Source organism: Citrobacter sp. RHBSTW-01013 (assembly GCF_013781985.1).
Classification (GTDB): domain Bacteria; phylum Pseudomonadota; class Gammaproteobacteria; order Enterobacterales; family Enterobacteriaceae; genus Citrobacter; species Citrobacter braakii.
Window position 1 is genome coordinate 2,104,447 of sequence record NZ_CP056185.1, and the last position, 13,513, is coordinate 2,117,959.

At 37.8% G+C, this 13,513-nt stretch carries 16 protein-coding genes and 1 pseudogene; 10 read left to right on the forward strand and 7 right to left on the reverse strand.

Annotated elements, in window-relative coordinates; genetic code table 11:
• Nucleotides 1-294: 294 nt before the first annotated feature.
• A complete protein-coding gene (locus HV350_RS10135; RefSeq protein WP_181630413.1) occupies nt 295-1,557 on the reverse strand; it encodes an integrase arm-type DNA-binding domain-containing protein in 1,263 nt (420 codons plus the stop codon).
• Nucleotides 1,558-2,120: 563 nt separating this feature from the next.
• On the opposite strand from HV350_RS10135, the gene HV350_RS10140 reads away from it, so the two are divergent.
• The gene (locus tag HV350_RS10140) at nt 2,121-2,984 is read left to right on the forward strand and encodes a DUF6387 family protein (protein WP_181630416.1); all 864 of its coding nucleotides are present in this window, start codon (nt 2,121-2,123) and stop codon (nt 2,982-2,984) included.
• A 159-nt stretch (nt 2,985-3,143) separates the two neighbouring features.
• On the opposite strand, the gene HV350_RS10145 is transcribed toward HV350_RS10140, so the two are convergent.
• Nucleotides 3,144-4,243 (reverse strand): IS3-like element ISYpe1 family transposase gene (locus HV350_RS10145; RefSeq protein WP_087785276.1). Its coding sequence is split into 2 segments (ribosomal slippage): nt 3,144-3,982 and nt 3,982-4,243, totalling 1,101 coding nucleotides; the frame shifts between segments, so codons are not numbered across the junction.
• 143 nt (nt 4,244-4,386) lie between these two features.
• Between HV350_RS10145 and HV350_RS10150 the strand changes: the two genes are divergently transcribed.
• From HV350_RS10150 to HV350_RS10175, 6 genes are all read left to right on the forward strand, one after another.
• A complete protein-coding gene (locus HV350_RS10150; protein WP_000250489.1) occupies nt 4,387-4,602 on the forward strand; it encodes an AlpA family transcriptional regulator in 216 nt (71 codons plus the stop codon).
• Nucleotides 4,603-4,631: 29 nt separating this feature from the next.
• Nucleotides 4,632-4,943 (forward strand): hypothetical protein, encoded by a 312-nt coding sequence (locus HV350_RS10155; RefSeq protein WP_001515481.1) that lies wholly within the window; start codon nt 4,632-4,634, stop codon nt 4,941-4,943.
• Between the two features lie 14 nt (nt 4,944-4,957).
• The gene (locus tag HV350_RS10160) at nt 4,958-5,344 is read left to right on the forward strand and encodes a hypothetical protein (RefSeq protein ID WP_048234408.1); all 387 of its coding nucleotides are present in this window, start codon (nt 4,958-4,960) and stop codon (nt 5,342-5,344) included.
• Nucleotides 5,345-5,360: 16 nt separating this feature from the next.
• Entirely contained in the window at nt 5,361-5,648 is a 288-nt protein-coding gene (locus HV350_RS10165; protein ID WP_088765788.1) for a hypothetical protein, read from the forward strand.
• Nucleotides 5,649-5,738: 90 nt separating this feature from the next.
• Entirely contained in the window at nt 5,739-6,032 is a 294-nt protein-coding gene (locus HV350_RS10170; protein ID WP_049121561.1) for a hypothetical protein, read from the forward strand.
• 112 nt (nt 6,033-6,144) lie between these two features.
• Nucleotides 6,145-6,540 (forward strand): hypothetical protein, encoded by a 396-nt coding sequence (locus HV350_RS10175; protein WP_024176586.1) that lies wholly within the window; start codon nt 6,145-6,147, stop codon nt 6,538-6,540.
• A gap of 96 nt (nt 6,541-6,636) precedes the next feature.
• Here HV350_RS10175 and HV350_RS10180 read toward each other — a convergent pair whose 3' ends face one another.
• Nucleotides 6,637-6,930 (reverse strand): hypothetical protein, encoded by a 294-nt coding sequence (locus tag HV350_RS10180; protein ID WP_000129503.1) that lies wholly within the window; start codon nt 6,928-6,930, stop codon nt 6,637-6,639.
• A gap of 792 nt (nt 6,931-7,722) precedes the next feature.
• Between HV350_RS10180 and HV350_RS10185 the strand changes: the two genes are divergently transcribed.
• Nucleotides 7,723-8,367, forward strand: a complete 645-nt coding sequence (locus tag HV350_RS10185; RefSeq protein ID WP_032730751.1) for a hypothetical protein — start codon at nt 7,723-7,725, stop codon at nt 8,365-8,367.
• Between the two features lie 75 nt (nt 8,368-8,442).
• Here HV350_RS10185 and HV350_RS26635 read toward each other — a convergent pair.
• The 4 genes and pseudogenes from HV350_RS26635 to HV350_RS10200 all read right to left on the reverse strand — a co-directional run.
• A pseudogene (locus HV350_RS26635) lies at nt 8,443-8,859 on the reverse strand (molybdopterin-guanine dinucleotide biosynthesis protein MobA); the annotation flags it as partial.
• A gap of 290 nt (nt 8,860-9,149) precedes the next feature.
• Nucleotides 9,150-9,311, reverse strand: a complete 162-nt coding sequence (locus HV350_RS10190) for a hypothetical protein (RefSeq protein WP_001515487.1) — start codon at nt 9,309-9,311, stop codon at nt 9,150-9,152.
• Between the two features lie 12 nt (nt 9,312-9,323).
• Nucleotides 9,324-10,115 (reverse strand): hypothetical protein, encoded by a 792-nt coding sequence (locus HV350_RS10195; RefSeq protein ID WP_001515488.1) that lies wholly within the window; start codon nt 10,113-10,115, stop codon nt 9,324-9,326.
• A 19-nt stretch (nt 10,116-10,134) separates the two neighbouring features.
• Nucleotides 10,135-10,869 carry a replication/maintenance protein RepL gene (locus HV350_RS10200; protein WP_001515489.1) on the reverse strand — a complete coding sequence of 245 codons (735 nt, stop codon included), beginning with the start codon at nt 10,867-10,869 and terminating at the stop codon, nt 10,135-10,137.
• Nucleotides 10,870-12,148: 1,279 nt separating this feature from the next.
• Here HV350_RS10200 and HV350_RS10205 point away from each other — a divergent pair.
• Complete coding sequence (locus tag HV350_RS10205) at nt 12,149-12,427, forward strand: hypothetical protein (RefSeq protein ID WP_001548720.1); 279 nt, start codon at nt 12,149-12,151, stop codon at nt 12,425-12,427.
• 505 nt (nt 12,428-12,932) lie between these two features.
• Nucleotides 12,933-13,499 (forward strand): hypothetical protein, encoded by a 567-nt coding sequence (locus HV350_RS10210; RefSeq protein ID WP_032730750.1) that lies wholly within the window; start codon nt 12,933-12,935, stop codon nt 13,497-13,499.
• Nucleotides 13,500-13,513 lie beyond the last annotated feature (14 nt).

Here is a 13,513-nt window from a genome sequence, read left to right on the forward strand (position 1 = left end):
GCATCATGCTCCTGCTGACAGCTGCGCCAGTAAAAGGAAAAAGGTTGAAAGGGTAAGGGGCGGGTAAGGGTAACAGCGCCAGACCGGAAAAGGCCAAAGGGCTTAAAAGGCTGTAACTGGCGCAGCTCGATATGTATCCGGCGATATCTGGCGCAGCTCTGTCACGTTACTGTGGACGTGGCGCTGGAGCAATCCCCCGTGATCTTATGGCTGGTGCAGGTATTCAGTGCAAAAAGAAAAGCATATCCAGATTTGCTCCGGATCTGCTTTTCCATTGTCTATATTGCCGCAGACTCAGCTCACCTTATGCTGCCGCGCATAAATATACGGCGCAACATAACTTTCCCGGCACATGTCCAGATAGTCCGACCACCACTGCATCATGGCCTTGCGGGCGTCAAGGTGTTCAGCGCGATGAATATACGCCGCCCGCACGCTGTTGCGCTCCTGATGGCTCATCTGTCGCTCCACGGCATCCCGCGACCAGAGTTCAGATTCCACTAACGCGCTACAGGCCATTGCCCTGAAACCGTGACCACAGACTTCTGTTTTGGTGTCATAGCCCATCAGACGCAGCGCCCGGTTGGTCGTGTTCTCACTCATGGGCTTACAGGGATCGTGATCGCCGGGAAACACCAGTTCCTGATGACCGGAGAGTTCCTGTATCTGTTTCAGAATGGCAATTGCCTGACGGGAGAGCGGCACGATGTGCGGTGTACGCATCTTTGCCCCGCGACCTGAGAAACGGACTTTCTCAATCTCTTCACGGGTGGCGGGGATAGTCCAGATTTTGTTTCTGAAATCAATCTCGCTCCAGCGGGCGAAACGCAGCTCACTGGAGCGGATAAACAGATGCAGGGTGAGCAGAACCGCCATCCGCGTCAGTTGTCGTCCCTGCTGGTAATCGCCGATACGCTCAAGCAGTTCGGGCAGGCGCTCCAGCGGCAGGGCCGGGTGGTGATTTTTAACCGGTGGTGCCGTGACGCCTTCCAGATGCTGCGCCGGGTTGTTTTCGGTAAGCCCCTGCTGCACGGCATAACGCATGATGTTGCAAAGCCGTTGCCGGGTACGGGACGCGACTTCAAGGAGGCCTTTTTCCTCGATAACCTTCAGCAACACCGTGAAATGCTGCGTTTTCAGCAGGGTGACGGGCAGATGACCAATCGCCGGAAAGATGTGATTGTGCATACTGGCGAGAGTGCGCTCCGCATAATCTTTCGACCATTTTTTATTGGTCTTAAGCCAGTCGAGCGCCACGGCCTGAAAGCATTTGTCCGGTGAAGCGGCCGCTTTTTCAGCAACACGCTGCTGTGCGGGATTGATATTCTGCGCCAGTTGCCTGCGGAAAACATCGCGCTGCTGTCGGGCCTCAACGAGAGAAACCAGCGGATATGCGCCCAGACTGACGCGGGATTCCTTTCCGTTGAAGCGATACTTGAGGTACCAGATACGCGAACCGCCCGGATTGACGAGCAGATACAGGCCATGTGAATCGGAGAGTTTTACGGGTCTGGAAGAAGGTTTTAAGCTGCGGATTTTTGAATCATTAAGGGACATATGGGGGTCACTCCATAATCGAACTAACCTGACCCCAAATCTGACCACCAAATTAACCGGATGCGGAGGGAAAACTGAATACGCATCGGGAAGGATTTTTACGCTAACCTGTTGAATCTAAATCGAATAAAGACACACAGGGAAGCGTAAGAATCGGAATTTGGCTCCTCTGACTGGACTCGAACTTCATCTACATCTCCTGTTATTACTGCCTTTGTTAAATATAGCCATATTTTTACCAACATATTTACCATCATTATTGTTTTCTTGTGGTAAAAATGTCAATTAAAAACAATTGGTTGTTGTCATAATCATCTGACTATACGTATCTAAATTTGCTTTCATTATCAACATGATGTTGTCGTTATTTTTGTTAAAATAAATGATGAAAAACAATTGGTTATTTTTTATTAAATAAATCATGTTTAGTCAAGGTGAAAGCACTGGCCTCCAAGGTCACTTACTGTGCTCACACCATTTTGAAAACCCGCTCCTCTTTTCCACTTTCTCTATCATGTTGAATGGGCTAACGTTTAGGAAACACAAAAGCAATCGGTAGAACAATGACTACACAAAAGGAAATGGAAGAAATCAGGGCAGCGTTATCTTGGTTTGATGTACGCCGATATGATGGCCTGAAAGACCTCACCTTAGAACAAATCTATGCAGAGCTTGAAAGACGGATGTTGGCTTACAAAACAAGACAACAATGGGAAACAGCAGGCAAAGATAATCAAATGCAAGCGATATACCATGATGCCACAATCCGATGTGGTGATGTGATACTTAAATCAGACTGGATTTCAGACAATCACAGACTGTCGCATAGCTATGCTGTAAGACCAATGAGCAGAGTTCAATTGTTCAACTATGGGCGGGCTATGTATCGGCTGGAGAATTCTGAGCAAACAGACCCTGTTGCTGTGAGTTCTGACTACATCTCTGAGTATCTGAAACAAGGTGGCATGAATCCTGCCAACAAAATACTGGTTGAAATTGACTTGGAAGAAGCCAGCAGCGACGATCTCGCAGAACACCTGAAGGTGCTGATTGCTCTATGGCAAAAGCAGCTTAAAACGGCAAAACCACCAAAACGAACTTTTCGGTTTGGTCATAAGACTTTTCAAAGAATACTTGATTACAAAGTCATCCCTTTGATGGATTTGATCTCATGGGAACAGCTCTACAACGAAGGTAAGAACATACCTTTCAACATCTTAGCTGACATTCTACATGGTACTGGTGGGATTCGGAGCCGTGATAACATCAAAGATACTGATTATGATTACGCGAAAAGTTATCTTGATAACGATGAGTACTTCAAGGTTTTAAATGATTTTTATATTAAAAACAATATGTTAAAGGACTGGAAGATCACTGACGTGATAACATTTAACGATAAAGCCACGGATAAAAACAAAAAGTAAACACAAGGGATGTTCACAATCTGCGAACATCCCTAAAAAGCGTATCCCTCCAAAAATTTCCGCGAAACTCACGGTTGGTGAACATCCCTAGTTTAGAACCAGCCAAAATCCTAGAATTATCTCCATCTGATCCCTCCCCAATATCCGTACCAGGCTAAATCAGAGATCCGGACCTTTTTGATGACTTCGGGCAAATTCTGCCGGAGTCAGGTTATTTAACGAAGAATGCGGACGAAAATGATTATATTCTTGCCGCCATTGTTCAATTTTCTCCTGAGCATCTTCCAGAGAAAGGAACCAGTGCACGTTCAGACATTCATCCCTCAGACTGCCATTAAATGACTCGATAAAGGCATTATCTGTAGGCTTTCCGGGGCGTGAAAAGTCCATCGTGACCCTGTTTTCATACGCCCATCGGTCCATCGACTTCGAGATGAATTCGCTGCCGTTATCTGTCTGCAGCCTTTGTGGAATACGCCCCAGCGAATGTTTTAATCTGTCCATGACAGCCACAACATCATCTCCACGTAACCCCTGACCGACCTCGATCGCCAGACATTCACGACTAAAATTATCCACTATAGTTAGCGCCCTGACCCGACGCCCGTTGAACAGATTATCAGCAACGAAATCCATGCTCCAGCACTGATCTAACGCGGTCACTTCTGGACGTGCGTGCCTGTGCCTCGCTGTCACATGCCGCCGTGGACGTTTCGAACGTAGATTGAGACCCTCAAGACAGTAAATACGGTGCGTTTTCTTATGGTTAACAAGCCAGCCTTCTCTCCGCAGCAGGATATGAATGCGCGGACAGCCATAACGGATGCGCGTCTCCGCAATTTCCCGTATTCGCTGAGTAATAGCCCGATCGTCACGATGGCTACGATAGTTGTATACAGTGCGGCTCTGCATCATCAGCCTGCACCCTCTGCGTACTCCGATACGGTACGCCGCCAGCAGATATTCCACGGCATCGCGCTTCTGCAGCGGCCTCAGAACTTTTTTCGGATGACATCCTGCAGCATTTCCTTATCCAGACTCAGATCGGCCACCAGACGTTTGAGGCGCTGATTCTCATCCTCAAGCTGCCGAAGACGGCGCAATTCCGTGACACCCATTCCCCCAAACTTCTTCTTCCAGTTGTAAAATGTCGCTTCCGAAATGCCCATCTTCCTACAGACTTCTTCCACTCGAGTACCCGTTTCAGCCTGTTTGAGTGCAAAAGCGATTTGTTCTTCGGTATAACGCGTCTTTTTCATAACGAATGACCTCTTTTTGGACGGAAAAGAAGGGCCGAAAACTCTACTTTACAGCGGTACTGAACAAAGGGGGAAGATCACATCGAACAACATACTAAAAAACGAAATATCCAAGATATTACGTAAAAAAAACAGGAGATAATATGGTTCAAAACAAAACAGATAAACATCCGAAACTGATTCGTTTGCCAGAAGTAAAAAGAAGAACAGGGTTTGGTAAAACGTGGATATATACCTTAATAAGAGCGGGTAAATTTCCTAAGCAAGTAAAAACCGGATTGCGCTCTATAGCATTTATTGAAAGTGAGATTGATGAATGGATTTACAAAATCATTTCTGATTCTCGCAATCATATCTAAAAAAGTTTATTAAATAATGAGAGGTTAAGATGAAAAGTAAAAACGTACTGCCTTGTGTGGTGACTGTTACGAATGATGAGACAGAAGTATTTATGGAAATGGCAATAAATAACTTTAGAAAACATCTTCAGGTCATGATTGATTGTATGGGAAATGATTATGAGCGTCATTTTAAAGACCGACTTTATATTGAAGAAGTGATTGGAAAAGTGATCGAACGAACAAAACAAGAGTTTGCTGAATCAATGAAAGATAATAAAGGGAAAGAATATTATCTGTTCTTGGATGAGGTGAGAAGGAATCTGAGAGTTATTTACTCTGCGTATCGTACTAACTATTAATGAGAGAGGAAAATATGAACGAAAAATGTTTAGGCTGGAATGAAATACCCGTTAAAATATCCGCAAGTAATGCTGAGACAGCAAACTTTGCTACTGATGTTGTAAATACCTATAACGAGTTAATACATTACTTATACTTTAATCTAAGTGATGATGAATTTCTGAAAAAAATGAAGGATGGATTTTACAGGGAGATATTCATAATGGATATTATTAATCTCACGCTACAGGAATGGTTTGAAAGTGCTGAAGAGATAAAGATTAAATACATATCAGTTCCAGAGGTTAAAACTATACTAAGTAGTTATCATGAGTTTTTGATTAAATGCTTTAATGGTGATGATTATGTTCTTTATTACAAAAGAATAGAAATCAGCGCAAATAAACAGACTGTAATATAAAATAAGAGGTAATGAAATGAGTGAAAAACTGATAAAAGAATCTCAAAAAGTATTTATGCATATGGCAGGTTTGTTTTATGAAATGAAAATGAATACGCTTAAGGAAGTCCGACCCGATGAAGCAGAGATGTTAATGGAGGATGATGCATTCATGGATAGTATTTATAAGGATTGTATCAAAAATGCAAGCGCATCTTTTAAAAAGGTAGTCAGATGGGAGTACTTTGAACAAGGGCATTCAGTAAAAATGGTTGATAAGGAGGTGGTGTTGATAACATTACGTGTTAATCACAAACGAAGATAAAAAGGTTATTTAATAAATCACTTTTAGCCTCATTCATGGGGCGAAAAAATAAAAAAGAAAACAAATATCATTTAATAGTGAGGCGTAACCATGAGTAAAATTTTTGAAATTAAAAGTGTATCTACAGAAACGTTTTATAATATTGCAGAGCGTTCGTTTGAGGCTAGTTGGAAGGTTATGCAGGATATGGCCTCTGATAATGTCTCATACTTGGTATATGATGCGGATTTTATGTGTGTTTTCATCGGCAATGTTATTGAGCATATCAGTAAAAATTTTTACATCATTATCCAATGTGAATGTCTGGAAGGAAAGCTTGAAGAAGTAAACTTTGAAGAGGTAGCGGAACGTCTGGTCCGGCATTCATGGGAGTATTGTAAATAATATCAAAATAAAAATAGATTAAGAAATCATGGGCAGAGTTGTTATCTACTCACTGATTTAGATTATGTGGCCCCGTAATGGGGCTGTACATCGATTACAAGAGGAATATGATATGAATGATGTGGTATTATACGAAAAAAATGAATCAATGTCTTTTGCTATTTGCACGGTCTTATCATTATATTGCGATTTCATATACGAAATAGCATATGGATTTCATAATGAAGCGGTAATGATCATTGAAAATGAAAAGTGTGTGGGACAGGCACTTAAAATACAAATAAACAATCTATTCGATGATTTCGATTACTACAAAAAAGTGAATGGAACAGAAAAAGTAAAACGGGAAGATATAGATGAAAAAGAACTCTTTAACAAAGTAATGGCAGCACATAACCAAGGAGTAAAAGCGCTAATCATGAAGAATCTTGAGGCCAATCTTCGAGAGAAAGAGGAAGGTTCTGAATATTGGAAGTTAAAAATATTTAATAGGTTTAATGGGATATAGAAGTCAATGTAGGCTTCTATATATTCAGATAAAGAAAGTAGTCATGATCTTTATCTCATCGGAGAAAGTGTTTTTCATGGCTGGATATTTAAAAAATTATTTTATTTTGTTTTTCATTATTTTTTCGACTTCTTTTTTTTGTGATGTAGATAAATTCCTTTTAATCTCTTTCATTTTGTTTTTAAAATTAAGATTATCTCTTTCATCATGCAAGGACTTCATTTTATTATATGCTTCGTCACTGAAAGGATGTAAGTTATCATCTATTTTTTCATCTAAGTAAGAAGAAAGGAAGCATCTATCAAAATAATTTTTTCTAAGCGCATCGTAAATTTTAGCACTATCAATAATTGTTTCATCTTCCGGTTCTTTTTTTATATGGTCTGTCATGTTGACTCCTCTTATTTTTAGTGGATTGTGTATATATTTTATTTTAAGGGATTGGTTCAAAGTGTCAAATTTAAATGTTCTTTCAAAATAACGTTCAATGGTATTTTGAAGCTTTCAATGCTGGATTATATAAGAATGAGTTACATGTTTATTTGAAAAATAGCTATCAACTTAAGTACCGGGATTCGGGACTTTAACTCCCGGAAGTCGGTACTTGTTTTTTAGCTATAACTGGCCTGAGAGCATTTTTTTCTTCATTATTCAGTTAGTGAAGATGAGAACAACTAATCATAGATGCTTTAGGAGGCAGTTTTACTTTTTATTGCATTGGTTTCCTCTCTTGAATTTATATCTCAGCTTAGTGATTGTTAGGAATAATCACTAAGCGCTGCTGCTGAAAATATAGTTTTATTATACGTTTAAGATCAAATATCATAGGTTGTAAATAACATGCTACATTTCAAGATGTGATCATTATCAATTATCATAAGGAAATAATCTATAACGAAACTAGAAAATTTAAATTTACCATATAAGTTATACGCTAAAACGAAATAATTGATTCAGTATTAGGGCATAGCCGTGTGTAAGTAGTAGATGGAATTTTCAGGAAGAATGTTTTAAAAATACATGCTCATATTATTTTAGCAGTATAAATGAATGTGATTATTGTAACCATGATGAAATAAAAAATAATAACCCTATTATAAAAAGAGGTTGACTGTCTACAAATCGAATAATATCATAATAACTATTTATGTTATTATGATATTAGTTAAAAATGGAAAGAATATGAATAAAAGACTTAATATGCTATATGTCAACAACATTAACGCATTAAATAATTACCGTGAAAAACATTCAGATAATAACTTACATGGCCCCCTCCTTTTAAAGCTAAAAAATTATTTTCATCAGCATAATAAATTGATGGTTATAGGACAGGAAACCTATGGATGGTGCAACTCTCCCGATATTAATGAACAGCTTGAAACATATGAGGAGTTCGATTTTGGCGTATCATATTATAGCAGTCCATTCTGGAATATCATAAGGAAAGTAGAGCGAGCGCTTGGTATTGAACCATATGCAATTGCATGGTCAAATCTGAATCGGTTTGATGTTGATTGCGGATCACCAGATTATACCGAGCTAGCTAGAGATATATCATCGTTTGATTATATATTAAAGGAGGAAATTAATATTCTTACTCCTGATATATGTGTTTTCTTCACAAATCATAAATATGATTATCGACTAACGTCTTTATATGAAGATTTAATGTTTGAAAACATAAATGGATTGCCAGAAAAACATTTCGTAAGATTATACCATCCAGACCTCCCAGAACATACGATTAGAGCGCCTCACCCTAAAACAATCAGAATAAAAGGATGGGAAAATGATTTCATAGAATATATAGAGGCTATTAAATGATTATGCAGATGCGATCTTATTAATATGAATAAACAAAATTGTGTTACTAATTGCATAACAGCAATATAAGTTATTCTATAGTTTATCTAGGCCACGGCGTGTAGGTGGCCTTAAACGAGGAGTATGATTTTTATCATTTATTGTTGAAACAGTCGGTATAAAATCCATGTTATTATCTGCATTGACTCGTTCGTGCTTAGGACGGCTTGGGAAACGTCGAATCTCATCAGGTGTTGGTTTGTAAGTATCACTGTTAAACTTAGCTTGTTTCTCATATTCAGCACGAGAAACATGATGACCTAATACTTCATCAAAGACAAAGTTTTCAGTAATACGTTTATCATGTTCTGTACTGACAGGATCATGCTTAACTCTGCTTGATCTAGCCCATACAAATTTTTCTTTGAAGAAATCTATGACAAGAGTTGTGAAACGTTTGAAAATATTATCCTGACGTGGAGTAGTCTTATCCTTTCTTTCATGGTCAGGGGCGCGGTTTTAATTTAATTATCTATTTTCCTTGTCATATCTCTATAATTTAGCCTTGCTGAATAACCTCGTTCAATAAACTGTGTTTTATCGTAGCTATAAAGATAATCTGCATCGATTCTTCCACAAGACTTACAAAAAGAGTATTCCCATCTCAAGTTGCATTTCTTAGAAACAGAAAACCTCTCTGTCATTTCTCTACCACATGAACATTGCATGTTATTTCCTCCACTAGAATTATTTCGACGTGTATATCAGATATATTATTTGCGATAATTACCGAATTCATTAAATTAACATTCTGAATTCAGCCGTTTTGCATTTACATTTTCAATTCTTTTATAACAATCAGCTACTGCCTCGGCAGCCCATTTTCTTTCCTCAATAGAAAATGGATGATTATTACCTTTTATACCTTTTAAATCAGCACCATTTTTATCACAAGAACATTGCATATCATAACTCTCTTAATTGTTTTTATAGCTTTCAAAAATTAGTGTTCCAGAAAGATCATAAAGTTCAACCTTGCCGACTTTACCTTCATCATTTTTAATGGACATTCGTATTATTCTGGAGTCATGATATTTTTCTAACAAATCAGGTTTATTGGCTAGGTATTTTGCTATTACAGAACGGCTCTTTATATAGTCAAAGCTTGAACATATTGTTCTTTTGAACTCTAAATCAGTTAGGCCGCTTTCCATGATCTTTTTTGTAATGAGTGATTTCAATGGACGCTCAAATTCCTCACGCTCTTTACGCCTTTGTTCCTCTTCTTGTTTACGTCTCAGTTGGTTGAGGAAGTAAAGTTTATCTCTTTCTAATTGTAGTTGGCTTTCTTTATCTTGAATGATGTTGCTGACTACTGATGATGGAATGACTTGAATATTGTTAGACCAATATCGATACGGATTATGTTTCTGAATACTTCCAACTGTTAAACGTATTCTATCTACATCGATATTTTTATCAAAAGAGACGATTCTTTTATTACCATCTTTTGAAATTATTTTTGCTGTGTTCTCAAGTTTCTCATTACCTTGTAAGTCAAATGAATTTACAACAGTATTATGTTCTTCATGATAAAAGGACTGTTTTTTACTATCAATATAACATTCAAGAAAAGAATAGAGTTTGAACTCTTCAATGCCAAATGTTTCCTCAAGCATCGTCATATGTTCTGCTAAGACATTCAGAATGTCGTTTTTTGATAGTTTTTCATGAAGTTTTATTTCAAGTGAACCGGGTAGCTTTTTCATTTTCATTCCTTGTTATTATTTAGGAAACAGCTTTTAAGTGGTTAGTGATATTAACTAAATCTTGTCTATTTGCTTCATTTTCTTTTGTTCGTTTATATACCTTGCGGGGTTTATCTATCTTGATACTGTTTTTAGCATTAGGAACTGCATTGTTCTTTTTCTTCTTGCTAAAAATAAAAGCATCTGTATAAACATTTTGATTTACTGTTTCGAGGGCTAATCCTCGTCTTTCCTGTTGAGAAAGATTTTGATAACCATCAGGGTATTGTTCAATCTCAGCCTGAACATTTCTTGCATTACTCAAATGCTCTTTACGTTTTTCATCAAGTTGATGACTCATACCCTTGGCAAAAATATTAGAGTTGATATACAGGTGTCCATGATGTTCAACGAGAATACCTTTTTGTTTTAGCTTTTTGAATATGTTTGACATATTACCGGATGCGATATTCAACGCTTTACAGAGTGATGACTGTGAGAGGTTGATTAGGTTTCCAAACTCCATATATTCTAAGATATAAGTCAACACGCGGAATTCATTCTTAGATATATCCAGATCAGAAAAAACACGAAAGTTTGAAGTAAAAGCAAAAACATAAGGCTGTGCAAATGAGATCGCTTTATCTTCTTCTGTTGCAATAACGGTGGTTGATTTTATATCTTTGTTTTGTAGCAAGTGTCTTGCGATATCAATCTTTTGCTCTGTGGTTAATGTTTCAAATAAGCGAAGTAGTTCAGTGTCATTAGTATTCATATTATTCTCTCTTATAGTTCTTATTATGCCTATTTAATACTATGCAGAAAAATGAAAGTCAATAGTTAAACTATAAATAAAATAGAACTTTTATTATTATGATGTTGCTATATGTTAAAAAAACTATGTTTAAACATAGATTCCGCTATGTTTAAACATAGGAGGGTTCTATGTTTAAACATAGGTGTCTGCTATGTTTAAACATAGGAAAAAAAGGTGTGAAGCCCCGATTTTATTGGGCTGGGAGAGTGCTTATAATTAAATAATTAGTAAGAAGTTAAGAGAGTCCAGTTTTCCTTTTATCTTATGTGCAGAGCGTTTTACGTAAAAACATATGGTTTTCTTGGGGTGTATTTTCAGCGAAGTGATTGTTTTTTACAATCACGAAGCGCTGCTTTCTGTTGCTAAATTGATAATCATAGTTTTGTTGTAAAGAATGGAATTTACTTTTAACTGTATTAGCGGCTACTGCCGCAATTCTTTATGGATAAATCTATCATTAACAGGGATGAACCCTGTTTCAGCAATGTGATTGTTTCTGACAATCACTCAGTGCTGCTATTGAGGATATAGTTTTACTATGTGTTTAAGAGCAAATGCTATAGCCTCGATGGATTTATCATTAATATAGAAAAAGGGCGAAGCCATGAGAGGAGGCTCATAATAAAAGATCTGTTTTCAATATGATGTCTTAATTAAGTTTAAGGTAAAGCTAGTATATAAAATGTCTTAAAAATGAAATCGTACATGAAGTGGTAAAATTAATTGTACTAATCTTACATTAGCGGCTACTGCCGCAATTCTTTATGGATAAATCCATCGTTAACAGGGGTGAACCCTGTTTCAGCAGTGTGATTGTCTTGAGCAATCACTAAGTGCTGCTTCTATGAATATAGTTTTCCTATGCGTTTAAGAGCAAATACTATATCTTTTAGTGCTAATGCTGTTATGAAATATAGGATCGAAAATATTTAATCATGAATAAAAGAATAGATGTTGATCCTTTTGGCTTTACCCTAAAACATAGCAAGGACCATTGTTAAATCGTTAAATATATTTTACAGTGTTAGGGCGTAGCCGTGCGTCAGCACATGAGCTTTAGCTCATAAGAGAAATATCTTTTCAAAAGAATAAGAAAAAACAGGTAAAACGTTTATTAAATGAGTTAAATTTGATTTTTACCGATTCGATATGGTATTAATAATAAAAAAGAAGGAAAATAAAGAATGAACAACATTAAGATTATTACGCTCTTTCATACAAATAAAAAATACCATTTATGACTTGTATTGTTAAAGATGTTGAAGAGAATGAACAAGGAATAAAACTAACTTTGCAAAATGGTGATAATATCCATGTCAAAGATTATGACTATTTCTTCTTATCAGAATCAGCAAATGAGTGTGATCAGGAACGAATGATTAATACATACAGAAGATTGATTTCTGAACTGAGCCAAGTTAGCGAAGAAACAATAGAGTCCTTAGTTCCGAAGATATCGAATAATATGAAAACCAATTTCCCGGCAAGCGGTGTGAGTGCTTTGGAAGATGATTGAAAAATCTGAATGGTAGCAACCATTCCATATGAAACAGCATATTAAAACATGCATTGCATACAGGTTTTTGCAACACCATATCTGAAGATAGCTACGTTACCTGAGATCTAACAATCTCTGTCTGCGTAATGGCCGACAGGGTATTACCTGTTCCGACCTATACCTTTCTATCTCCATCCATGTGCAAACAGCTACTGACATGGCTCTTCGTGCACATTACACCACTTATCGATCGATATAAAAGATCAATAAAATGCTTTTGATAGGCTGTAGCTATTGAATGGGTGTCAATTGATCGGTGTTATAATTGTTTATAACGATCGATTGTGTATATATGATAGCCTAAAACTATCAAATGATTTGAATTCGATCGATACAAACGATATGACGAACAGAAAAATAAATTGAATCCTATCAATTGATTAATGCTTTTTTTCAGCCCAGAGAGACCAACCTATGGGTAGGGCTGTCTTTGACATAAAGTTTCCACACATTGGGGATAGATATGAAATTACGGATAGTGATGCCACTGGTACTGTCTGCTGCCGCACTAACAGGATGCCAGCAGCTCAACGATGGCGTGAATACAGTTAATGGAGCAATCAGTTCTTCGTTGTCTTCAGTAGGTAAAGCGCTGGGGGGAACTGCCACCACTCAAAGCCTTGGCCCGGTATCGTCTGTATCTGGCCTTGGTGCTGTCTGCAAAGACTATGAAGAAAACGCAATGGCAGCAGAGAAACAGTGGACTGGCAAAAGGATCTCTATCACCAATGCCACTGTTCTGGAAGTTACGAAGGGCAGAAGTGCCAGCGATATGATGACGGGAATGCCCAAAACAGCCCCTAACTATTACCTGCTCTTTAAAACAGCCGATACAAGCTACTGCGGTGGCATGGTATGGCTGGATTACTACTCTGGTATTGATGATGCAGTTCTTACCTATAAGAAAGGCCAGAAAATCAGCGTCACCGGAACGGTAAACAATTTCGAAGTCCGTGGATTCGCTACCGTCAACAATGCCGATATGCCAGTTCGTCTCGTTGTTCTGAGAAACGGCACAATCAACCATTAACTCTGGGATAACAC